Raw genomic sequence first — 20,843 nt, forward strand, 5'->3', positions numbered from 1 at the left:
GTCCGCGATCAGGAGCGGCGTCGGCGACGGCGGCCCTGCGCAGTGCCCTGCTCCGGTCCGCGACCTCCGCCGGTCTCCTCCGTCGTTCGCTCGATCCGGACGACGGGAAGGATCAGTACGGTCCCCATGCCTTCGCCGGCAGCACCGGCCATGCCCGGCCGCCGTGCAGCCGCATCCGCCGGAAACTCAACGATGGTGCCCATGTTCCGTTCTCTCTGGCCCCGCACGGACATGATTTGCCCCGCGCACGCCGAGTTAAGAACGCGCATGGTTAATGACATCTTAAGCCTCGGGTACGGACGGTTACGGATATGGCGCTGTGCCTTAATAGACACGCGCAAATTCGAGCATTCACCTTCACGGCTTGTTTTCCTTAACTGCCTCTTAAAACAGCCTGCGTAGGCTCGCTGCCACAAGGTTTTCAAACCGCAGTTTGGCAAGTCGCGTACGCCCGAGATGAGCGCAGCTCCGCTATTTCCTGGTTTCGATGGGCTGATGACGCTCTCCCGTCGCGAGGGCGTCGACATCCGCCCGACGCTGCTGCGCGTCCTGACCGACCTCTATGTGCAGGCGAGCGCACATTCCGCCGATGAAGAGCGCCAGTTCGTCGAGCTGACGACGCGCCTGATCGACGAGGTTGACGACGCGACGCGTGCCGCCGTCCGCGCGCGGCTTGCGATCTATCCGGCGACGCCAGCCCGGATCATGGACAAGCTTGGGCTGCGCCGCGTCGGTCCCGACCAGCCGATGCCGGCGGCCGCGCCAATTCCCGCGCCCGCCCCGTCCGCGCTGCGGACCAAGATCCCGACCGAGGCCGAGCTGCGAATGGCCGCGAGCCTCGCGATGCGGCCGAACGATGCCGCCGAAATCTCCGACATGTTCTTTGCCGCCAGCACGACGGAGCGCGCGCAGATCCTGCACAATCTGCAGGAGACGCCGCTGAAGGCCGCGGCGCGGATTCCGGCCGCGCGCGCCGCGCGCGCGATCCATATCCTGGAGATGGCGGCGTTTGCCGAGGACCTCGATAACTTCACGCTCGAACTCGGCGAAGCGCTGATCCTGCCGTCGCGGATCGCCGCCGATGTCGTCAACGATCCCGGCGGCGAGCCGCTCGCCTGCGCGATGCGGGCGCTCGACGTGTCGAGCGCCGCGTTTCAGCGGATCCTGATGTTCCTCAATCCGGAAGCCGGCTCCTCGGTCAATTATGTCTATCGGCTGTCGCGGCTCTATGATCGCCTGAGCGAGCGCTCCGCGCTGGTGATGCTGGCGGCGTGGCGCGGCTCGACCATGGCGGTGGCCCGCGCCAAGTATCGCTCGTCGCTCTATGACGATGAGCGCCATCGCGTGCGCGCGGCATCCTCGCAGACGCGGCCCGCGTTGCAGCCCGGCAGCGCACCCGCTGTCCGAAATCAGAAGTCTGGAGGTTAACCCTTCGCCAGATCGAGGAAGTGCCGCCCGGCGCGGTCCTCGGTCTCGACGATCCAGGCATCGGGATCGAAGCGGAGCTCCTTGGTCAAGCGCTCCTCGACAGATGGCTCGGACACCGGCTGTGGCGCGGTCGGCACGAACAGCCGCTCGACCGGACGGCTGTCGTCATAGACCGTCTGCGGCGCGGGTGCATACAGCATCGCGTTGCCATCCATCAGCGCCACCTTGACGAACACGGCACCGGCTTCCTCAGCGCCCTTCTTGCGGACTGCGCCGAACACGCCCTCGGTCTGGCAGCGGCGCAGATACGCCGCGACCCATATGCTGGTTTTCAATCGCATGCACCGAGCTATAGGCCAGCGGCGCGGCCACGTCCAATTGTCACAGATGTCGTCGCGCAGCGGCGGGTTGACCCAACCAATCGTCACCCATATCCTTGAGTCTGCGGTGCAAGCCGCGCCCGGGTCCACGGGAAGGGTTGAACCCACTTGCACCAATTGAGCGGCCAACCAAGCCTTTGTGCAGCCGGTTTTGTGGACCATCGGCGATTGATGCACGGAGGTTTCCATGGACCGATCGCCCGCGCGATTGAATCTCGAACATCTGAAGAAGCAGGCCAAGGAGCTCGTTCGCCTGTATCGGCGGCAGGCGCCGGAGGCCTACGCGCGTTTCCGGCATGCGCTTCCGGCTGCGGCCGGGCGCAGCGATACTGAGATCGCTGCGCTTGATCTGCGGCTGCACGATGCGCAGTCCTGTGTGGCGCGCGATCTCGGCTTCGCCTCCTGGCCGGACCTGCGGCGCTATGTCGACGCACAATTGCCGCCCGGCAAGAGCAAGGCCGATCGCGTGCGGCGATGGCTGCAGCTGGTCTATGCCGCAGACGTCGCCGGCACCACCGACCGCGCCAATCCGCGCGTTGCGGCGCGGATGCTCACCGAGGATCCCGGCCTCATCGCCGACGATCCCTATCTCGCCTGCGCCATCGGCGACGAGGAGACGCTGCAACGCACCGCCAACGACGATCCAGCATGGGTCAATCGTCCCGGCGGTCCCTTGAAACTGCCGCCGCTGGTCGCGGTCACGCATTCCGGCCTGTTGCAGATTCCAGAATTTCAGGCGCGGCTGCATCGCTGCGCACGCCTGCTGCTGCAGGCCGGCGCCGATCCCGACCAGCACATCAGCAGCCGCTGGCCGCCGGGATCGCTCGACGCACCCGATGACAGCAATCCGCTGTCAGCGCTGTACGGCGCCGCCGGCCGCAACCACGATCTCGAGCTGACCAAACTGTTGCTCGAAGCCGGCGCCAATCCGAACGACAATGAATCGCTGTATCACTCGCTCGAAGGCTCGGTGACGACAGGCCTGCTGCTCGAGCATGGCGCGCGGATCGCCGGCACCAACGCGATGTACAAGGTGCTCGACGACGAGAACGTGGCGGCGCTCGACTTGCTGCTGCGGCACGGCGGAAATCCAAACGAAGCCGCCGGCAACGCGCCGCTGACCGATTGCGGCTCGCCGCTGCTGTGGGCGATTCGCCGGCGGCGGTCGCGGACCTGCATCGCGACACTGCTCGATGCCGGCGCGGACCCGCGCATCACGACACCAGGCGGGCTCAGCGCCTACAGGTACGCGCTGCAATTCGGACTGACCGAGGTCGCCGAGTTGCTGCGCGAGCGCACCGGTGACGAGACGCTAGTCGATGACGAGCGGTTCGTCGCGGCGTGCAGCAGCGGTGACGAGAGCGAGGCGCGGCGAATCCAGGCCGGTCGGCCCGATCTTCCGGGCTCGCTTTCACCACAGCAATTGCGGTTGCTTCCGGAGCTCGCCGCGGCAGGCGGCGACGATGCGGTGCGGCTGATGATCGAGCTCGGCTGGCCGATCGCGGTGCGTGGCGGCGACTGGGATGCCTCGGCGCTCAATCACGCGGTGTTCCGCGGCAATGGCGCCCTGACGCGATTCCTGCTCGAGCACGGCGCGGAGTGGACCGAGCAGCACGGCTTCGGCGACAATGCGTCCGGCTCCTTGTCGTGGGCCTCCTGCAACGAGCCGGTCAGCGGCGGCGACTGGGTGGGCTGCGCGCAGGCCCTGCTCGATCACGGGATGCCGCGCGCCATTCCGGATCGCGACGATCCGGAATGGGTGCTGCTGGCCGGCCGCAGGAAGCTGTTCTCCGACGAGGTCAGGGACGTTCTGCTGGGCGAAACGCCCTAACTCGTCACGGCCGGGCTTGTCCCGGCCATCCCCCTCTTGGCTTCAACAGGTCTCAAAGACGTGGAAGCCCGGGACGAGCCCGGGCATGACGAATACACATTCAGTGCCGTCGTAGAGAGACTACTCGATCGAATGCCCGATCATCGCGCTGAGTTCGCGCACCAGGCGATCGGACATCTGGCCGGTCACCGGCAGCTTGCGGGCGCGCTCGAACTTTGCGATGGCGTGCTGGGTATCGGCGCCGATCGTGCCGGTCGGCTTGAGCTGGCCGTAGCCATACTCCGTCAGCGTACGCTGGACCGCGGCGATGCGTTTTCCGGCCGGGCTCAGATGCTGTGTCGGGATCGACGCCGGCGGACGAATGACGCTGGGCGGCGCGGCGGCCGGGGACGGTGCGGCGGCCGGCGGCGCAGCGGTCGATTTCAGCACCAGATTGGCCATCGGATCGACCGGCTTGGCCTCGGCTTTGGGTTCCGCCGGCTTGGCTTCGACGGACCTGGTCTCGGCCGGTTTGGTCTCCACCGGCTTCACGTCGACAGGTTCGGCCGATCGGGCAGCAGCCTCGGCCGGGCGCGGGCGCGGTATCGGGCTGGTGGCCGCGGCAACCGGGGTCGGCGGCGGCAGCGTCACAACCGAACCGCCGAACATCGGCGACGGATGACGGCCGGCCTGCAGGAACAGCGCATTGATCAGGATCGCAACAATGGCAGACGTCGCCAGCACGCCGGCAACCAGATCCTTCGGACTGTGCAGCAGCAGGCGCAGGACGAGGCCACGTTCCTCCTCGGCCGCGATGGCCACCGCCTTGGCGCCGCGGCGACGGCGCGGCGTTTCATCGTCATCCAAAGTCTGTCTAGGCACTCTTCTTCACCTGATGGGTTTGCTCTTGTAGTCCGGAACGCAGCGCGGGCTTCAGGGTCGAGACGTTGCTGGACGGCTCGACGGCGGCGGGCGGAGTGAACGCCAGCGGCAGCGCGACCGATACCGTGGTACCCTCGCCCACCTTGCTCTCCACATTGATTTCGCCGTAGTGCAGGCCGACCAGCCCCTTCACGATGGAAAGACCGAGACCGGTGCCTTCGTGGCGGCGCTGATAGGTCTTGCCGGCCTGGAAGAACGGATCGCCGATTCGCTTGAGATCATCGGCGGCGATGCCGACGCCGGTGTCCGAGACACGCAGCACCAGCCGCGATCCCTCGACGCCGGCCGAAACGGTCACCTTGCCGCCGCGCTCGGTGAACTTGATGGCGTTGGAGACCAGATTGAGCACGATCTGCTTGAACGCGCGCGGATCGCCGTTCACGATCGGCAGATCGTCGGGCACGCGGGTGACGAGGTCGACGCCGCTCTCGCGCGCCTTCAACGCCACCAGATTGCAGCAATTGAGCAGCGCCGGCCGCGGCGCAAACGGCTCCGGCGAAATCTCGAAATTGCCCGACTCCATCTTCGACATGTCGAGGATGCCGTTGACGACCGACAACAAGTGCTGGCCGGAATCGTTGATCAGCTGCGCGTATTCCTTGCGGCGGGCCACGTCGAGGCCGAGCACGTCTTCCTGCGCGATCATCTCGGAGAAGCCGATGATGGCGTTGAGCGGGGTGCGCAGTTCGTGGCTCATGGTGGCCAGGAAGCGCGTCTTCGACGCATCGGCCTGCTCGGCTACATTGCGCGCCTGTTCGAGCGCCTGCTGCTGCACCTTGCGATCGGTCACGTCGCGGATCACGGCGACGACCTCGGCATCGGCGGCGGCCTGATCGAGCGGGCGGCAGCGCATCTCGGCCCAGATGAATTCGGCGGTGGCTTCGCCCCGCGCAGCGTCACGGCGCACGCGGAACTCGACGCTGCGCGAGTCACCGCGCGCGGCGTCCGACAGCGCCGTGAGATAGGCCGGGCGATCGGCGACATGAACGCGATCGAACAGGCCGTGGCCCAACAGCCGCGATGCCGGCACGCCGAGCATGTTCTCGGCCGCGGGCGAAATGAAGCGCACGGCGCCGTTGCGGCTGTGCCGCGACAGCACGTCGCTCATGTTATGCGCGAGCAGGCGGTAGCGCTCTTCCTCGACATAGAGCAGCGCCACGCTGGTGCGCGCCAGCGACTCCGCACCGAAGGCGAGCCCGGCGGCGTAGAAGATCGCCGACACGACGCCGAAGCCGACCAGCGTGCTGTTCGAGGCAACCGCGGGATCGACGACCGGCAGCACATGATAATGGCCGAGCACGCTCAGCAGCGCCGCGCAGATCATCGCGAGCGCGAACGCAAACGCCACCACGCGCCGCGAGGCCGACAGCGCCGCCTCGATCGGAATGACGACGAGCCACACCGCGGCGAACGAGGCGATGCCGCCGGTCGTCGCCGCGATCATCATCACGAGACCGGCGAGCGCCAGCGACGACAGTACATGCGCGCCTTCATAGCGGCCGGTGCGCGACAGGAACCACGACAGCAGGATCGGCGCGATCAGCCAGGCGAATGCCGCGACCTCGATCGCCGTCGGCGCGCCGCGCATCGCAAGAAAAGCAGGGAACGAGGCAAGCGCCGCCAGGCTGCCGAGCAGCCGCGGCGCCATGAAGGCACGATGGCGCGCACGCGTCAGCGCATCATATTGCGCCGACGGATGCAGCAGCGCATCCAGGCAATCGCGGATCAGACTCAAACTACTCACAGCACTCGCGCTTCGGCTCAATCGTCAACACAGACGCGCCGGAACGCCTCCTTCGTGATTGCAGGTCAACGTGTCAGAGCGAACTTAAGCGAACGCTAAGGCTGGGCGACCAGCCGCCAAACACCGTGCATTGGAGTGGGTTTGACCCGCTGTTCACCGGCCATTTGTCGGGGATGGTGAACGGCTGGTTTCCGGATGCGACAATCTATGGTTTCGAAATGGTGGACGCGGCGGATCCTGCGCAGCCGCCGCGTGTCGGCTGCCATCAATCGAAAATTTACGGCGAATCAATTCAGGCGAATTTTCCGCGATTTTTCGGCGGATTTGCTTCAATGCAGATACTTCCGATTTATCGACCGATGCTAACCCTCAAGGCCAATAGCGGCATCGACCGCGCAAGAAGCAAGACAAGACAGACGACCGGGATCGCGCCATGTTCTTCCTGCTGCGTTTGGCATTCTGGCTCGGGCTTGTGCTCGTGCTGCTGCCGAGAGACAAAACACCCGAAGCGGACAAGACGCCGCAGATCAGCGCGTCGGATGCGGTGTCGGCCGCGACCGCGACGATCAACGACATGGGTCAGTTCTGCAAGCGCCAGCCGTCCGCCTGCGAAGTCGGCGGCCAGGCCGCGACCGCGATCGGTCAGCGCGCAACCGACGGGGCGCGCAAGCTCTACCAGATCATCACCGACAAGAAGCCGCCCGACCACACCGGCTCGATCGGCAAGGACGATACCGATTCAGCCACCGCGTCCCGTGACACGCTGACCGCGGACGACCAGTCCATCGAATTCCGCCTGCCGCCGACGCCGTAAGGGGAACCAAAGCGCTGTCGCGCGAAGCGGATCCCGGTTCGCGTGAAGAAAACCCGTCAAAACAACCGGGAACCGGTTCCATTTTCATCGCTTTCGCGGCCCGCCTTCCTATATAAGCCGTCAAGGACAGGACGCGGGCCGCGATGACGACGATCGACGAAATCAGGGACAATTTTGCGCTGCTGGACGAGTGGGACGACCGTTACCGCTATGTCATCGAGCTCGGCCGCACGCTCGAACCGTTGTCGGAGGCGGAGCACTCGGCCGAGAACAAGGTGCAGGGCTGCGTCAGCCAGGTCTGGCTGTCGAAGCGGATCGAGCGCGGTGCCAACGGCGAACCGCGCCTGATCTATATCGGCGACAGCGACGCCCACATCGTGCGCGGCCTGGTCGCGATCGTGCTGACGCTGTTTTCCGGGCAGACGCCCAAGGACATCCTCGGCACCGACGCGCTTGCGCTGTTCGACGAATTCGGCTTCCGCGACCATCTGACGCCGCAGCGCTCCAACGGCTTGCGCTCGATGGTCGACCGCATCCGCAACGATGCGCGCGAGGCGCTGGCGTCCGCCGCGTAATCTCCTATTTCCGCTTCCGCGCCTGCTGGCCGAGGCCCATCTTCTTGGCAAGCTGCGAGCGCGCCACCGCATAGTTCGGCGCCACCATCGGATAGTCGGCCGGCAGGCCCCATTTGTCGCGATACTGCTCCGGGGTCATGTTGTACTGGGTGCGCAGATGGCGCTTCAGCGACTTGAAGCGCTTGCCATCCTCGAGGCACACCAGATATTCCGGCGTGATCGACTTCTTCATCGACACCGCGGGCTTGGCCGGCTCGCTCGGCGTGTCGCTGCGTCCGCTCGACACCCGCAGCAAGGCGGAGTGGACCTGGCTGATCAGGTTCGGAATGTCCGAGGCCGGCGTCGGATTGTTGCTGAGATAGGCCGAAACGATGTTGGCGGTCAGCTCGACCGGCGTTTTGCCTGACGTATCGGACATGGCTCAATCTTCCCCGTGCTATCGACAGCCCGGCGCCCACCGGACAGTATCCATGCGCAGCAATACATTAATGGAATCGCGTACTACTTTGCGAATATGCACGAATTACAGCAAATCTGACAACAACGGCCGCGTTTCCGGCTTCGGGCCGGCCGCGCGCAAGTATTGGCCCGGATCTTAAGGCCGCTGCTCCAGATGCGACCTGAGCTCGTCGATCGAGGCAAATCGCATCATTCCCTCGGGCATCTGCGCCTCAATCGATCCGTCCGAATAGAGCGAATAGGCCATGCCGTCGACGACGCCGGATTTGAGCACGGTCACCGGCGGCTGCTCCTGGGGCGGCGGCGGATGGCCCGATGACGGCGAGGCGGCGGCGGCCGACTGGGCCTCGCCGAAGGTCGACGGCGTCCGGGGGCCGCGCCGCGGGGCGACGTCGACCGACCGCGGCCGGTCGGCCTTCGGCCAGGCATCGTCGAAGGTTGCCGGCGCCGGTTCGGCCGAACCGCTCGGATTCGAGCGCAGTTCCGGCGACAACAGATCCGGCGTGAGCGGCTCGGCGGCACGCCCCTGGCTCCGTTCGCGCTCCTTGCGCGAGGAGGAGAACAGCAGATTGCGCCGTTTGGGCGGCGCAGCACCGTCCGCGGGCGCGGCCGCCGGTGCGGGCGGCACCTCGCCTGACGCGCCGCGCGAGGCGATCTCGTCGTGCCAGGGCGGCGGCGCCGCCGGCGCAGACGCGGGAGCCAGCGGCGGAGGCGCCGAGACCTTCGGCTCAGGCGGCGGGAACACCGGATCGTCGGGAGTGCCGCGCGGAGAAGTTGCAGACGGCGACCCGGAGCGCAGACCCACGGCAACGACGGCATCGAGCCGGTCGCCCATGGCCTGGAGTTCGCGAAGGATGGCGGCAAGGGCCAGAACAATCACGCCGGTACATGCGCCGGTCACGCCTGTCGCGATCAACGTGCCGCCAACGCTGAATTCCTTGTAGGGAATTCCGAGGCCGACCGCCGCCAAGCCCGCCACGACCAGGCCCGCGCCGACGACCAACAGACCAACCTTCATCGAACTAACCCCCGGGAGACCCGACCGAAAATCGGCGCGGGCCACCAACGCCACGATACCGTCATATTGCTCACACCGCCAACCGCCAATTGTAGACAGAGTTCCCTAAAATCCCGCTTAACCGGCGCGATGCGCTGCTTCATCGCCCTCGCAATGGCTGTCGGGCAGCCGGCTCCCGTAGATCTACTGGCTACGAATTGCTGCCAATTTATTGCAACGCATCTGGGAAATTACGCCACAATTACCAATTACTTGGAAACGGAACTGCGCTATGGATGCCGGGGAATGAGGCCCTAAAGCGCCAATCTGGGCCACAGGCACGCCGGTATCACTAGCTATGTCATCGATTACGACGTCTGCCCTCGAGGCGCCTGCGCGGCGCTCGGTGGAGAAGACCTGCGACGATCTCGCTGTCCTCGTCCTCGGCGTGGTCGCCGTGGTCGCCGGCTTGACGTTCCGCGATTACGGTCTGGGCTGGGATGATTACACCCACGCTGAATATGCCGATCTCCTGCTGCGCATGTACGGGTCCGGGTTCAAGGACACCGGCGCGCTGTCGTTTGCCAATCTGTATATGTACGGCGGCGGCTTCGACATGGCCGCGGCCCTGCTGCACAAGATCATTCCGCTCGAACTGTTCGAGACGCGCCGCCTGCTCGGCGCGATCGTCGGCGTTATCGGCCTTGCGGTAACCTGGCGCCTGGCGCGCCGCGTCGGCGGCCCGCTGGCGGGACTGGCGGCGCTGCTGCTGCTGGCGCTGTGCCCGACCTTCTACGGCCACATGTTCATGAATCCGAAGGATGCGCCGTTCGCCGTGGCGATGGTGGTCCTGATCATGGGCCTGGTGCGCCTGATCGAGGAATATCCGGCGCCCTCGCCGCGCACCATCCTGATCGTCGGCCTGGGGGCCGGCCTGTCGATCGGCTGCCGCGTGCTTGGCGGGCTCGCATTGATCTATGCCGTGGTCGGCTTCGTCCCGCTCCTGATCGAGGAGTTCCGCAAGCAGGGCCCGCGCGAGGCGACCCACCGCTTTGCCCATGTCGTCTATGTGCTGCTGCCGGGGCTTGTGCTGGGCTATCTCGTGATGGGCCTGATCTGGCCGTGGTCGATCATGGAGCCCGGACATCCGCTCGAGGCGGTGACCTATTTCTCGCACTTCTTCGAGAAACCGTGGAAGGAGATGTTCGATGGCGCGCTGGTGTCGGTGCCGGACATGCCGTGGTCCTATCTGCCCACCTTGTTCGCGCTGCAGCTTCCCGAAGTGCTGCTGGTGCTGCTGGCCGCCGCCGTCGTCATCACCTTGATGTCGCTGTCGCGCTACGACGTCACCGCAAAGCGCAAGTCGATCATGCTGATGCTGACGCTGGCGGCGACGCTGCCGCTGGTGATCGCGATGGTGAAGCGGCCGGCGCTCTATAACGGCATCCGCCATTTCATCTTCGTGATTCCGCCGATGACGGTGCTGGCCGGCGTCGCATTCGCGCGCGGCATGGACTGGCTCGGCGAGAACCGCCGCGCCTGGCAGCCCGCGGCGCTCGCCGTGTTCGCGTTCGGCCTCTTGCTGCCGCTCAGCGAAATGATCCGCTTGCATCCGTATCAGTACACGCACTTCAACCACATCGCCGGCACGGTGCGGACCGCGGACAACTTCTTCATGCTGGACTATTGGGGCCTGGCGCTGAAGCAGGCATCCGACGGGCTGCGCGAGCAGCTGGCGGAGCGGCAGGAAGTGCCGCCGCAGAACCGCAAGTGGAAGGTCGCGGTGTGCGGACCGCAGCGCCCCGCGCAGGTCGCGCTCGGCCCCGATTTCACGATCGGCTGGGACAGCAATGCCGCCGATTTCGCGATGACGCTCGGCGAATTCTACTGCAAGGGCCTGGCCGCGCCGGTCATGGTCGAGATCAAGCGCGACGACGTCGTGTTCGCCCGCGTCTACGACATCCGCGGCCGCAGCATCTCGAGCCTGCTGGCGATCCCGGCGCCGTAACGCATCACGCTGCCCACTGACGATCGCGGTTCGGATCGTGGGCCGCATGCCGACATGACTGTCACGCCGTTACCCTGCCTTGCTGCGGTCCGGCGCCGGCGCTACGCTTGGACCAAGCAATAACGCCATCAATGGAGCAATCGGCCATGTCGCCAGCGGAAGCGCGCCTGAAGGAAGTGCCGTCGGATATGAGTGCGGCGGAATGGGAGCAGCGGATCAATCTCGCTGCCTGCTATCGGCTGGTCGCGCTCTATGGCTGGGACGATCTGGTCGATACCCACATTTCCGCGCGCGTCCCCGGACCCGAGCACCACTTCCTGATCAACCCCTACGGGCTGATGTTCGACGAGATCACCGCCTCCAGCCTCGTCAAGGTCGACCTCGACGGCAACCAGCTCTCGAAGAGCGACTACAGCATCAACCCGGCCGGCTTCACCATCCATTCGGCGATCCACGAGGTGCGCGAGGACGCCGGCTGCGTGCTCCATCTGCACACCGTCGACGGCACCGCGGTGTCGAGCGGCCCCGAGGGCCTGTTGCCGCTCAACCAGACCGCGCAGCTCGTCACCCACGACCTCGCCTATCACGACTATGAAGGCATCGCGCTCGATCATGACGAGCGCCCGCGCCTGCAGCGCGATCTCGGCAGCAAGAACCACATGCTGCTGCGCAATCACGGCACCCTGACGGTCGGCCGCTCGGTCGCGTCCGCGTTCGAGCGGATGTACCATCTGGAGCGCGCCTGCTCGATGCAGGTGGCGACCCGCGCGCTCGGACCGATCGCCTATCCGGTCGACCAGCATGCGATCGACAAGAACACCGAGTTGCTCTCCAACCCGGACCGTGCCGAGCTGCGCTCGACCCAGCTGGTCTGGCCGCCGCTGCTGCGCAAGCTCGACCGGGTCAATCCCGGTTATCGTGATTGAAATTTCACAATCTTCGGCTAGGCTAAAGCCAACACCCTCTGCACTATCGGAATCAAAACGCCGCCCAATTCCGGGCGGCGTTTTTACGTGTGGTTCTCTTCCGTAGCCCGGATGGAGCGCAGCGTAATCCGGGGCGACGCATCCGCGATTGACCGCCCCGGATTTCGCTTCGCTCCATCCGGGCTACATGGACTTGCGCGTTACCTGGCGTCGGCGAACGCCGCCAGGATCCGCGCCCAGGAGCGGATGCCCTTGTGGTAGCTCTTGAGGTCGTACTTCTCGTTCGGCGAATGGATGTTGTCGTCGTCGAGCCCGAAGCCGATCAGCACGCTGTCGAGGCCGAGCGTGTGCTTGAAATCGGCAACGATCGGGATCGAGGCGCCGGAGCCGATCAACAGCGCCTCCTTGCCCCATTCGTCAGTCAGCGCGCGGCGCGCCGCTGCCAGCGGCTTCATGTTCCAGTCGAGCGCGATCGCCGGCGCGCTGGAATGGTCGGTGAACTCGGCCTTGCAGTCGGCCGGCAGGCGGGCCTTCACATAGTCGCGGAACGCCTTCCGGATCTTCTCGGGATCCTGCCCCTCGACCAGGCGGAACGAGACCTTCGCCGACGCCTCGGCCGCGATCACCGTCTTGGAGCCCTCGCCGGTATAGCCGCCGATGATGCCGTTGATGTCACAGGTCGGGCGCGAAGAGACCTGCTCGATCAGGAGCCGATCCTTTTCGCCGGCGGGCACCGAGAGGCCGATCGGCTTGAGAAAGCTCTCCGGCGTCAAATTGAGCTGCTTCCACTGGGCCAGAATATCCGGCGGCAAATCCTTCACGCCGTCATAGAAACCGGGGATGGTGATGTGGCCGTTCTCGTCATGCAGGCCGCCGAGGATCCGCGTCAGCACGCGGATCGGGTTCTGCGCGCCGCCGCCGAACACGCCGGAATGCAGGTCGCGATTGGCGGCCTTGATCTTGACCTCGTCATAGACCAGGCCGCGCAGCGAGGTGGTGATCGCCGGCGTATTCGGGTCCCACATGCCGGTGTCGCAGACCAGCGCGAAGTCGGCCTTGAGATCATCCTTGTTCGCCTCGAGGAACGGCACGAAATTCTTCGAACCGATCTCCTCCTCACCCTCGATGACGATGGTGATGTCAACCGGCAGCGATCCCGTCACCGTCTTCCAGGCACGGCACGCCTCGACGAAGGTCATCAACTGTCCCTTGTCGTCCTCGGCGCCGCGCGCGACGATGATCTTGCGTCCATCGGCGTGGTCGGTCACCACGGGCTCGAACGGCGGACGGCGCCAGAGATTCAAGGGATCGACCGGCTGCACGTCGTAGTGGCCGTAGAACAGCACATGCGGGCGTCCGTCGGTCGAGCCGTTCAGCTTGCCGACAACGGCCGGATGGCCGGCAGTCGGCCGCACTTCGGTCTTGAAGCCGAGGGTTGCGATATCCTTGGCGAGATGATCGGCAGCCGCCTTGCAGTCATCGGCGAAGGCCGGATCGGCCGAGATCGATTTGATCCGCAAGAGCGTGAACAGCCGCTCGAGACTGTTGTCGAAATCGGCGTCTATGCAGTCGAGGACGGGCTGCAGCTTGGCGTTGGACATCGCGGATATCCTTTTTGTTGGACGTTGCGCCAGGTTGTAGCGCGCCGGCCGCGCGAGGCAAAGCCGGTCTCCCGCTTAAGCTGGCCGGCGCGACGCTATCTGCGCAGCAATCCACCGAGAGCGCCGCGCACCAGCGCCCGGCCGATCGAGCCGCCAACCGAACCGCCGAGCGATTTGCCGAGATCGGCGGCCACGCCACCGATCACCTTGTCGGTCACCGAGCGCGTGACGCTGCGCGCGATCACCTGCCCGGTCGACATGCGGCCGCGCTTGACGTTGGTGCCGAAGATCGTGGACGCGATCGAACCGATCTGGCCGAGAATGCCGCCACCCTCGCCGCCAGCGCTGCCGTCCGCCGGCGCCGCCGTCCCGGCGAGCCGCTTCTGGATGATCTCGTAGGCGGATTCGGCATCGACCGCGGTGTCGTATTTGCCCTTCACCGGGCTCGCATCCATGATCGCCTTGCGCTCCTCCGGCGTGATCGGCCCGATCCGCGCCGACGGCGGGCGCACCATGACGCGCTCGACCATCGACGGCGTGCCGCCGCCCTCGAGGAACGACACCAGCGCCTCGCCCTTGCCGAGCTCCATGATCACCCGCGCGGTGTCGAGCTTCGGATTGGGCCGGAAGGTCTGTGCGGCCGCGGCAACCGCCTTCTGGTCGCGCGGCGTGAACGCGCGCAGCGCGTGCTGCACGCGGTTGCCGAGCTGCGCCAGCACCTTGTCCGGCACGTCGATCGGATTCTGCGTGACGAAATAGACACCGACGCCCTTGGAGCGGATCAGGCGCACCACCTGCTCGATCTTGTCCATCAGCGCCTTCGGCGCGTCGTTGAACAACAGATGCGCCTCGTCGAAGAAGAACACCAGCTTCGGCTTCGGCAGGTCGCCGGCCTCCGGCAATTCCTCGAACAATTCCGAAAGCATCCAGAGCAGGAACGTGGCGTAAAGGCGCGGACTCTGCATCAGCTTGTCGGCGACCAGGATATTGACCAGGCCGCGGCCGTCGCGGTCTGTTCGCATGAAATCCTTCAGCGTCAGCGCCGGCTCGCCGAAGAACTTCGCGCCGCCCTGGTTCTCGAGCACCAGGAGCTGACGCTGGATCGTTCCGATCGTCGCCTTGGACACATTGCCGTAGCTCTGTGCCGCCTTGCGGATCGGAGCCAGCGGATCCTCCTCGTCGTCGACAGCTTTCTTGCTGCCGTCCGGGGCAATCGCATCCAGCAGCGCCCGCAGGTCCTTCATGTCGATCAACGTGAGGCCGTTCTCGTCGGCGACGCGGAAGGCAACATTGAGCACGCCCTCCTGCACGTCGTTCAGATCGAGCATCCGCGACAGCAACAGCGGACCCATCTCGGTGACGGTGGCGCGCACCGGATGGCCCTGCTCGCCGAACACGTCCCAGAACACGGTCGAGAACTGATCGGGCTGGAAGGTCAGGCCCATCTCCTTGGCGCGCTTCAGGATGAAGTCCTTGGCCTCGCCGACTTCGGAGATACCGGAAAGATCGCCCTTGATGTCGGCTGCGAAAACCGGAACGCCGGCACGCGCAAATCCTTCGGCCATGACCTGTAGGGTGACGGTCTTGCCGGTTCCCGTCGCACCGGTCACAAGGCCGTGGCGGTTGGCCAGCGCAAGCGTCAGCCAGGCTGTTTCCTCGCCCTTGCCGATAAAGATTTTCTCATCGGTGTCGGCCAACTTGGTGTCGGACGTCGCCATCGCTTCGCCTCTTAACGCGATTTTAAATCGGCTCGATCCATTCGAACCGATGACATCATATTGCATCTTGCAGGTCGATTGAAACCATCGGCGCGCACTGATGTATATTGTCGCTCCACCAGTTCCTCATACTTTATTCCCGGCCAAGTGACGAAAGGCATTGCGCATTGCGACAAGATGGTGTGAATCCGCCGCTCACTCTTGCAGAGGTGCAACACTCCCAACGCGATTGAAAAAGAAAACGAACTGAAATGCGCGGATCGCTTGTATTTCGTGACACAGGCGCTCAAGATAAATCTTCAAGAATGATCCGGCAAAAACCGGTTGAGGCGGGGCAATATGGACGAATTGGTTGGGCAGCTGGCCGCGAAGGCCGGCATCGACGGTGCTGTCGCTGAAAAAACCATCGGCATCGTTCTGGGTTTCCTCCGTAACGAGGGACCTTCCGACAAAGTCCAGGCTCTGATCGACCAAATCCCCGGCGCCGAAGCGGCAATCGCCGCCTCCAACAACAGCGGTGGTCTATCGCGGTTGATGGGTGGCGGTCTGATGGCTGTCGGCACCCGGCTGATGGCGCTTGGATTGAGCATGAGTGAGATTCAGAACGTCGCGCGTGAACTTTTCAGGTTCGGCCGCGACAAAATCGGAGCGGATCAAATGGGCGAGATCATCTCGGGGACGCCGGGCCTCAGCCAGTTTGCCTGAAGCATTTTCCCACACGCCTTTGCACGCGCGCTCCCTTCTACCTGCATACGAGTATCATGACATACCCCCTCTCCGAGATCGAAGGCCTGTCCGCCTATTGCGCCACCAAACTGAAATCGCAGGGTATCCGCACGACCGACGCACTGCTTGAAGCCGCCCGCACCGTCAAGGGACGCAAGGCGCTCGCCGCCAAGACCGGGATCAGCGAACAACAATTGCTCGAATGGGCCAACATCTCCGACTACATGCGGATTCCCGGCATGGGCAAGGCGAAGGTCGGCCTGGTCCGCGCTGCCGGCGTCACCACCGTGCGCGAGCTCGCGCACCGCAACCCGTCGCGGCTGGCGCAGAGCATGAAGGACGCCAATGTGCGGCGTAAGCTCGTCCGCGTGATGCCGTCGGAGAAATCGGTCGAGCTGCTAATCGAAGAGGCACGCAAGCTGCCTCCCAAAATCACATATTAGCCAGTCTTAACGGCATTCGGCCGCCGGCCGCGTCACCCGTCATCGCCACACCTTGACTTGCCGCTGCGGTCAGCGCAAAGCCACCGCATGATGGCGAGTAAGCCCATAGCATCGGCGGTGACCGGCCCGGCCGTATCGGCGGTGCTGCCGGCGCTGTTGTCGCGGCCTTATCCGGCGGTGATGGGCATCCTGAACGTGACGCCGGACTCGTTCTCCGACGGCGGCCAGTTCGCCGCACCCGAAGAGGCGCTGGCACAGGCCCGCAAGTTGGTCGCCGAGGGCGCCGATATCATCGACATCGGCGCGGAATCCACCCGCCCCTACGGCTCGCAGCCGGTCACCGCCGAGGCCGAGATGGCGCGGCTGAAGCCGGTGCTGGCCGACGTGATCGCGCTTGGCGTGCCGGTCTCGATCGACAGCATGAAATCGGAGGTCGTGGCCTGGGCGCTCGACCTGGGCGCGGCGATCGCCAATGACGTCTGGGGCCTGCAGCGCGATGCCGGCATGGCGCCGCTCGTCGCCGCACGCGGCGTGCCCGTGATCATCATGCACAATCGCGAGCAGGCCGATCCGGCGATCGACATCATGCAGGACATCGCCGCCTTCTTCGAGCGCTCGCTCTCGATCGCCGCGAGCGCCGGCATTTCGCCCGACCGGATCGTGCTCGATCCCGGCATCGGCTTCGGCAAGACCCCGGAGCAGAGCATGATCGCGCTGGCGCGGCTCTCCGAGCTCGGCTCGTTCCGCCTGCCGCTGCTGGTCGGCGCCTCGCGCAAGCGCTTCATCAGCACGGTCGTACCGTCGGAGCCGCAACAGCGGATCGGCGGCTCGATCGCGGCGCATCTGATCGCCGCGCAGAACGGCGCCCGCATCATCCGCGCGCATGACGTCGCCGAAACCGTTCAGGCGCTGCGCGTGGCCGCAGCAATCGAGGGACAGCAATGACCGATACGATCTTCATCACCGGGATCGTCATCCATGCCCGTCATGGCGTGATGGAACATGAGACCGAAGTCGGGCAGCGCTTCGTCATCGACCTCGAACTCTATACCGACCTCTCGGAATCCTCGCGCACCGACCGCCTCTCCGACACCGTCTCCTATTCCAACGTGGTGGCGACCGCGACATCGGCATTCAAGAACACCAACTACAAGCTGCTGGAGCGCGCCGCCGGCGCAGTGGCCGAGGACATCCTGGCGAGCTTCCCGCGCATCCGGGCGGTCAAGGTCACGGTGCACAAGCCGCATGCGCCGATCGCCGCGATCTTCGACGATGTCGGCGTGGTGCTGACCCGCTCGCGCCATCAACCGCCCCAGGGTTGAACGCGATGGCCGACGTCCTGATCGCCCTCGGCGGCAATGTCGGCGACGTCCGCGCCACGTTTCGCAAGGCGATCGCCAATATTTGCGGCATGACCCAGGCCGCGCTCGTCGCGCGCTCGTCGGATTATTCGACGCCGCCCTGGGGCGAGCAGCAGCAGGACAGCTTCATCAACGCCTGCATCGAGATCGAGACCAGTCTCGATCCGCATGCGCTGCTGTTCACGCTGCACAAGATCGAAGCCAAATTCGGCCGCGACCGCGCCCATGAGCAGCGCTGGGGACCGCGCACGCTCGACCTCGACCTGATCGCCTATGACGACGTCACACTGAACAAGCCGGAACTGACGCTGCCGCACCCGCGTTGGTTCGAACGCGCCTTCGTGCTGGTGCCGCTCGCCGAGATCGTTCCCGACCGCGTCATCGCCGGGCGCCGCGTCGCCGATGCGCTGGCCGAGGTCTCCGCCGACGGTATTTTCCGTCTAGCGGACCTCGATTAAAGCCAAACGACCGCAAACAACCGTTTGGCTTGGCCGCCCGCCCGTGGCAATTTCCGGCCAAATCAAGGGGCTCCTCGCGGGGCCGGTGAAGGACGATTTGGGCGGATGACGACCTCGACTGACGATTTGGCTCTGGCTTCGGATTTTCGACCTGCGACCTATGACGACTGGCGCAAGCTGGTCGACGGCGTGCTGAAGGGCGCCCCGTTCGAGAAGCTGGTCGGCAAGACCTATGACGGCCTGAAGATCGATCCGATCTACCGCCGCGCCACCAACTCGAGCCCGCTTGCCGGCCGCGCCGCCGCAGCGCCCTGGCAGATCCTGCAGCGGGTCGATCATCCCGATGCCGCACAAGCCAATGCGCAAGCGCTGCAGGATCTCGAGAACGGCGCGACCGGCCTCGAATTCGAGTTCGCCGGCGGTCCCGGCGCGCGCGGCTTCGGCCTTGCCGATGCCAGCAAGAAGACGCTGGCGCGCGCCTGCGGCGGCGTCCATCTCGATGCCGGCATCATGATCGCGCTCAACCCGGTGATCGGCCGCGAGAACGCCGGCGAGACCTTTGCCGACATGGTCGAGGCCCGCAAGCTCGACCCGGCCAAGCTCGACCTGCATTTCAATTACCAGGCGCTCGGCACCATGGCCGTGCGCGGTGCTGCGGCCATCCCCTGGCCCAACTACGAAAAGTCGTTCGGCCAGGTCGTCAATGGTCTGATCAAGCGCGGCTTCAAGGGGCCGTTCGTGCTGGCCGACGGCCGGCCGGTCCACGATGCCGGCGGCTCCGAGGTGCAGGAACTCGCTTTCACGCTAGCACTGGGCCTCGCCTATCTGCGCATGCTGGAAGGCGCCGGCATCGATCTCGATGCGGCGCGCGCGGGCATCTCGTTCCGCCTCAGCGCCGATGCCGACCAGTTCCTGACCATGGCGAAATTCCGCGCGTTGCGGCTGCTCTGGGCACGGGTCGAGCAGGCCTGCGGCCTCACGCCGAAGCCGATCTTCGTCAACGCGCAGACCGCCTGGCGCATGCTCACCCAGCGCGACCCCAACGTGAACATGCTGCGCGCGACGATCGCGACCTTTGCGGCCGGACTCGGCGGCGCCAATGCGATCACGGTGCTGCCGCACACGCTGGCGCTCGGCCTGCCTGACGACTTCGCCCGGCGCGTGGCGCGCAACACCCAACTCGTGCTGCTCGATGAGTCCAACCTTGCGAAGGTCTCCGATCCCGCGGCCGGCGCCGGCGGCATCGAGACGCTGACCTCGCAGCTCTGCGAGGCGGCGTGGACGCTGTTCCAGGAGATCGAGAAGGCCGGCGGCGTCTTCGCCGCACTCAAGCAGGGGCTGCTGCAAAACAAGGTCGCGGCGACGCGATTGCTGCGCGAAGCCAACGTGGCGAAGCGCCGCGACGTGCTGACCGGCGCCAGCGAATTCCCGGATCTGCGCGAGGCCGTCCCGGCGGTGCTGGATGTGAGACCATCGGCGCCGGCGTCCTCCGCCGACGCCAAGGTGAAGTTCGACGCCCTCGCACCGATACGGCTCGCCGAGCCGTTCGAGGCGCTGCGCGACAGGTCGGATGCCGCGCTCAAGGCGCATGGCGCACGGCCGAAGATCTTCCTGGCCAATCTCGGCACCGCCGCGGACTTCACCGCTCGCGCGACCTTCGCCAAGAGTTTCTTCGAAACCGGCGGGATCGAGGCCATCGACAGCGAGGGCTTTGCCGACGCGGCTGTGCTGGCGGCGGCCTTCAAGGCCTCGGGCGCCACGATGGCGTGCATTTGTTCCTCGGATAAGGTCTATGCCGTCAGCGCCGCTGAGGTCGCCAGGGCCCTTCAAGGCGCCGGAGCAAGGCATATCTATGTGGCAGGGCGGCCCGCCGACCAGGAAGCGTCGCTGCGGGCGGCCGGCGTCAGTGAGTTCGTCTTCGCCGGCGGTGATGCGCTGGCGACATTGCGCGAGGCCTATCGGCGGATGGAGCAGACATGAGCGCAGAGACACCAGCGACACCCGTTCTGACCGGCGGCTGCCAGTGCGGCGCCGTCCGATTTGCCGTCTCGGCGGCACCGACCCGGATCAGCATCTGCCACTGCCGGATGTGCCAGAAGGCGTCCGGCGCGCCATTTGCCTCCTTCGCGGACATCGATCGCAACGACTTCAAATGGACCCGCGGCAAGCCCGCCGCGTTCAGATCCTCCTCGATCGCCGAGCGCGACTTCTGCGCGGCCTGCGGAACGCCGCTCAGCTTCCGCCGCATCGACGGGCCGCGGATCGAGATCATGACGGGCGCCTTCGACCGGCCCGACCGGGTGATACCGACGCAACAATTCGGAACCGAGTCCCGCCACGGCTGGGTGGTCGGCATTGCCAACCTGCCGAGCCAGACCACGATGCAGAACTACGGACCGGAGAAGATGGCGACGATCGTCAGCCATCAGCATCCGGACCATGATTGAGTTAGA

Annotated in this window: 21 protein-coding genes; 13 read left to right on the forward strand and 8 right to left on the reverse strand. The window is 65.6% G+C overall.

The window, feature by feature from the left end; genetic code table 11:
* Nucleotides 1-8: 8 nt before the first annotated feature.
* Complete coding sequence (locus E2I15_RS13900; RefSeq protein WP_026192521.1) at nt 9-203, reverse strand: hypothetical protein; 195 nt, start codon at nt 201-203, stop codon at nt 9-11.
* Nucleotides 204-495: 292 nt separating this feature from the next.
* On the opposite strand from E2I15_RS13900, the gene E2I15_RS13905 reads away from it, so the two are divergent.
* On the forward strand, nt 496-1,428 hold the full coding sequence (locus E2I15_RS13905; protein ID WP_137476435.1) for a DUF2336 domain-containing protein: 933 nt from the start codon (nt 496-498) through the stop codon (nt 1,426-1,428).
* On the opposite strand, the gene E2I15_RS13910 is transcribed toward E2I15_RS13905, so the two are convergent.
* The gene (locus E2I15_RS13910) at nt 1,425-1,769 is read right to left on the reverse strand and encodes a DUF1491 family protein (RefSeq protein ID WP_016841837.1); all 345 of its coding nucleotides are present in this window, start codon (nt 1,767-1,769) and stop codon (nt 1,425-1,427) included. The genes E2I15_RS13905 and E2I15_RS13910 overlap by 4 nt on opposite strands.
* 226 nt (nt 1,770-1,995) lie before the next feature.
* On the opposite strand from E2I15_RS13910, the gene E2I15_RS13915 reads away from it, so the two are divergent.
* Nucleotides 1,996-3,639 (forward strand): ankyrin repeat domain-containing protein, encoded by a 1,644-nt coding sequence (locus E2I15_RS13915; protein WP_137476436.1) that lies wholly within the window; start codon nt 1,996-1,998, stop codon nt 3,637-3,639.
* 120 nt (nt 3,640-3,759) lie between these two features.
* Here E2I15_RS13915 and E2I15_RS13920 read toward each other — a convergent pair whose 3' ends face one another.
* Both E2I15_RS13920 and E2I15_RS13925 read right to left on the reverse strand, forming a co-directional pair.
* The gene (locus E2I15_RS13920; protein WP_246667888.1) at nt 3,760-4,500 is read right to left on the reverse strand and encodes a peptidoglycan-binding domain-containing protein; all 741 of its coding nucleotides are present in this window, start codon (nt 4,498-4,500) and stop codon (nt 3,760-3,762) included.
* Nucleotides 4,493-6,304, reverse strand: coding sequence for a PAS domain-containing sensor histidine kinase (locus tag E2I15_RS13925; protein ID WP_170991380.1), 1,812 nt, complete (start codon nt 6,302-6,304; stop codon nt 4,493-4,495). Before E2I15_RS13925 ends, E2I15_RS13920 begins: the two co-directional genes overlap by 8 nt.
* 433 nt (nt 6,305-6,737) lie before the next feature.
* Here E2I15_RS13925 and E2I15_RS13930 point away from each other — a divergent pair, with 433 nt between their 5' ends.
* Together E2I15_RS13930 and E2I15_RS13935 are read left to right on the forward strand one after the other, a co-directional pair.
* Entirely contained in the window at nt 6,738-7,118 is a 381-nt protein-coding gene (locus E2I15_RS13930; protein ID WP_137476438.1) for a DUF5330 domain-containing protein, read from the forward strand.
* 143 nt (nt 7,119-7,261) lie between these two features.
* Nucleotides 7,262-7,693: a SufE family protein gene (locus E2I15_RS13935; protein WP_137476439.1), complete on the forward strand. Its 432-nt coding sequence runs from the start codon at nt 7,262-7,264 to the stop codon at nt 7,691-7,693.
* 4 nt (nt 7,694-7,697) lie between these two features.
* Here the strand turns inward: E2I15_RS13935 and E2I15_RS13940 are convergent, their stop codons facing one another.
* Together E2I15_RS13940 and E2I15_RS13945 are read right to left on the reverse strand one after the other, a co-directional pair.
* Nucleotides 7,698-8,111 (reverse strand): Ros/MucR family transcriptional regulator, encoded by a 414-nt coding sequence (locus tag E2I15_RS13940; protein WP_018270656.1) that lies wholly within the window; start codon nt 8,109-8,111, stop codon nt 7,698-7,700.
* 177 nt (nt 8,112-8,288) lie between these two features.
* Complete coding sequence (locus E2I15_RS13945) at nt 8,289-9,170, reverse strand: DUF308 domain-containing protein (protein ID WP_137476440.1); 882 nt, start codon at nt 9,168-9,170, stop codon at nt 8,289-8,291.
* 337 nt (nt 9,171-9,507) lie between these two features.
* Here E2I15_RS13945 and E2I15_RS13950 point away from each other — a divergent pair, with 337 nt between their 5' ends.
* Complete coding sequence (locus tag E2I15_RS13950; RefSeq protein ID WP_137476441.1) at nt 9,508-11,157, forward strand: glycosyltransferase family 39 protein; 1,650 nt, start codon at nt 9,508-9,510, stop codon at nt 11,155-11,157.
* 146 nt (nt 11,158-11,303) lie between these two features.
* On the forward strand, nt 11,304-12,083 hold the full coding sequence (locus E2I15_RS13955) for a class II aldolase/adducin family protein (protein WP_026192517.1): 780 nt from the start codon (nt 11,304-11,306) through the stop codon (nt 12,081-12,083).
* Nucleotides 12,084-12,283: 200 nt separating this feature from the next.
* On the opposite strand, the gene E2I15_RS13960 is transcribed toward E2I15_RS13955, so the two are convergent.
* Together E2I15_RS13960 and E2I15_RS13965 are read right to left on the reverse strand one after the other, a co-directional pair.
* Complete coding sequence (locus E2I15_RS13960) at nt 12,284-13,684, reverse strand: M20/M25/M40 family metallo-hydrolase (RefSeq protein ID WP_137476442.1); 1,401 nt, start codon at nt 13,682-13,684, stop codon at nt 12,284-12,286.
* Between the two features lie 95 nt (nt 13,685-13,779).
* Complete coding sequence (locus tag E2I15_RS13965) at nt 13,780-15,402, reverse strand: helicase HerA-like domain-containing protein (RefSeq protein WP_137476443.1); 1,623 nt, start codon at nt 15,400-15,402, stop codon at nt 13,780-13,782.
* 339 nt (nt 15,403-15,741) lie between these two features.
* On the opposite strand from E2I15_RS13965, the gene E2I15_RS13970 reads away from it, so the two are divergent.
* From E2I15_RS13970 to E2I15_RS14000, 7 genes are all read left to right on the forward strand, one after another.
* Complete coding sequence (locus E2I15_RS13970) at nt 15,742-16,107, forward strand: hypothetical protein (protein ID WP_016841849.1); 366 nt, start codon at nt 15,742-15,744, stop codon at nt 16,105-16,107.
* Nucleotides 16,108-16,163: 56 nt separating this feature from the next.
* Nucleotides 16,164-16,571, forward strand: coding sequence for a DUF4332 domain-containing protein (locus E2I15_RS13975; RefSeq protein WP_018270650.1), 408 nt, complete (start codon nt 16,164-16,166; stop codon nt 16,569-16,571).
* Nucleotides 16,572-16,658: 87 nt separating this feature from the next.
* Nucleotides 16,659-17,516 (forward strand): dihydropteroate synthase, encoded by an 858-nt coding sequence (gene folP / locus E2I15_RS13980; protein WP_137476444.1) that lies wholly within the window; start codon nt 16,659-16,661, stop codon nt 17,514-17,516.
* Entirely contained in the window at nt 17,513-17,893 is a 381-nt protein-coding gene (gene folB, locus E2I15_RS13985) for a dihydroneopterin aldolase (protein WP_016842351.1), read from the forward strand. Before folP ends, folB begins: the two co-directional genes overlap by 4 nt.
* A 5-nt stretch (nt 17,894-17,898) precedes the next feature.
* Nucleotides 17,899-18,390 (forward strand): 2-amino-4-hydroxy-6-hydroxymethyldihydropteridine diphosphokinase, encoded by a 492-nt coding sequence (gene folK, locus E2I15_RS13990; protein WP_137476445.1) that lies wholly within the window; start codon nt 17,899-17,901, stop codon nt 18,388-18,390.
* 105 nt (nt 18,391-18,495) lie between these two features.
* Complete coding sequence (locus E2I15_RS13995) at nt 18,496-20,370, forward strand: methylmalonyl-CoA mutase family protein (RefSeq protein ID WP_137476446.1); 1,875 nt, start codon at nt 18,496-18,498, stop codon at nt 20,368-20,370.
* Nucleotides 20,367-20,837, forward strand: coding sequence for a GFA family protein (locus E2I15_RS14000; protein WP_026192515.1), 471 nt, complete (start codon nt 20,367-20,369; stop codon nt 20,835-20,837). The genes E2I15_RS13995 and E2I15_RS14000 overlap by 4 nt, the downstream gene beginning before the upstream one ends.
* Nucleotides 20,838-20,843: the final 6 nt, after the last annotated feature.

Source organism: Bradyrhizobium sp. BR2003 (assembly GCF_009720285.1).
Lineage (GTDB): Bacteria > Pseudomonadota > Alphaproteobacteria > Rhizobiales > Xanthobacteraceae > Bradyrhizobium > Bradyrhizobium elkanii.

Bases quoted from the DNA above. Each gene is read 5' to 3' on its own strand.
- E2I15_RS13935 (WP_137476439.1), top strand. From the start codon at position 7,262: ATGACGACGATCGACGAAATCAGGGACAATTTTGCGCTGCTGGACGAG.
- E2I15_RS13965 (WP_137476443.1), bottom strand. From the start codon at position 15,402: ATGGCGACGTCCGACACCAAGTTGGCCGACACCGATGAGAAAATCTTT.
- E2I15_RS13960 (WP_137476442.1), bottom strand. From the start codon at position 13,684: ATGTCCAACGCCAAGCTGCAGCCCGTCCTCGACTGCATAGACGCCGAT.
- E2I15_RS13940 (WP_018270656.1), bottom strand. From the start codon at position 8,111: ATGTCCGATACGTCAGGCAAAACGCCGGTCGAGCTGACCGCCAACATC.
- E2I15_RS13975 (WP_018270650.1), top strand. From the start codon at position 16,164: ATGACATACCCCCTCTCCGAGATCGAAGGCCTGTCCGCCTATTGCGCC.
- E2I15_RS13930 (WP_137476438.1), top strand. From the start codon at position 6,738: ATGTTCTTCCTGCTGCGTTTGGCATTCTGGCTCGGGCTTGTGCTCGTG.
- E2I15_RS13955 (WP_026192517.1), top strand. From the start codon at position 11,304: ATGTCGCCAGCGGAAGCGCGCCTGAAGGAAGTGCCGTCGGATATGAGT.
- E2I15_RS13910 (WP_016841837.1), bottom strand. From the start codon at position 1,769: ATGCGATTGAAAACCAGCATATGGGTCGCGGCGTATCTGCGCCGCTGC.
- folP (WP_137476444.1), top strand. From the start codon at position 16,659: ATGATGGCGAGTAAGCCCATAGCATCGGCGGTGACCGGCCCGGCCGTA.
- E2I15_RS13995 (WP_137476446.1), top strand. From the start codon at position 18,496: ATGACGACCTCGACTGACGATTTGGCTCTGGCTTCGGATTTTCGACCT.
- E2I15_RS13950 (WP_137476441.1), top strand. From the start codon at position 9,508: ATGTCATCGATTACGACGTCTGCCCTCGAGGCGCCTGCGCGGCGCTCG.
- E2I15_RS13915 (WP_137476436.1), top strand. From the start codon at position 1,996: ATGGACCGATCGCCCGCGCGATTGAATCTCGAACATCTGAAGAAGCAG.
- E2I15_RS13945 (WP_137476440.1), bottom strand. From the start codon at position 9,170: ATGAAGGTTGGTCTGTTGGTCGTCGGCGCGGGCCTGGTCGTGGCGGGC.
- folK (WP_137476445.1), top strand. From the start codon at position 17,899: ATGGCCGACGTCCTGATCGCCCTCGGCGGCAATGTCGGCGACGTCCGC.
- E2I15_RS13905 (WP_137476435.1), top strand. From the start codon at position 496: ATGACGCTCTCCCGTCGCGAGGGCGTCGACATCCGCCCGACGCTGCTG.
- folB (WP_016842351.1), top strand. From the start codon at position 17,513: ATGACCGATACGATCTTCATCACCGGGATCGTCATCCATGCCCGTCAT.
- E2I15_RS13900 (WP_026192521.1), bottom strand. From the start codon at position 203: ATGGGCACCATCGTTGAGTTTCCGGCGGATGCGGCTGCACGGCGGCCG.
- E2I15_RS13970 (WP_016841849.1), top strand. From the start codon at position 15,742: ATGGACGAATTGGTTGGGCAGCTGGCCGCGAAGGCCGGCATCGACGGT.
- E2I15_RS14000 (WP_026192515.1), top strand. From the start codon at position 20,367: ATGAGCGCAGAGACACCAGCGACACCCGTTCTGACCGGCGGCTGCCAG.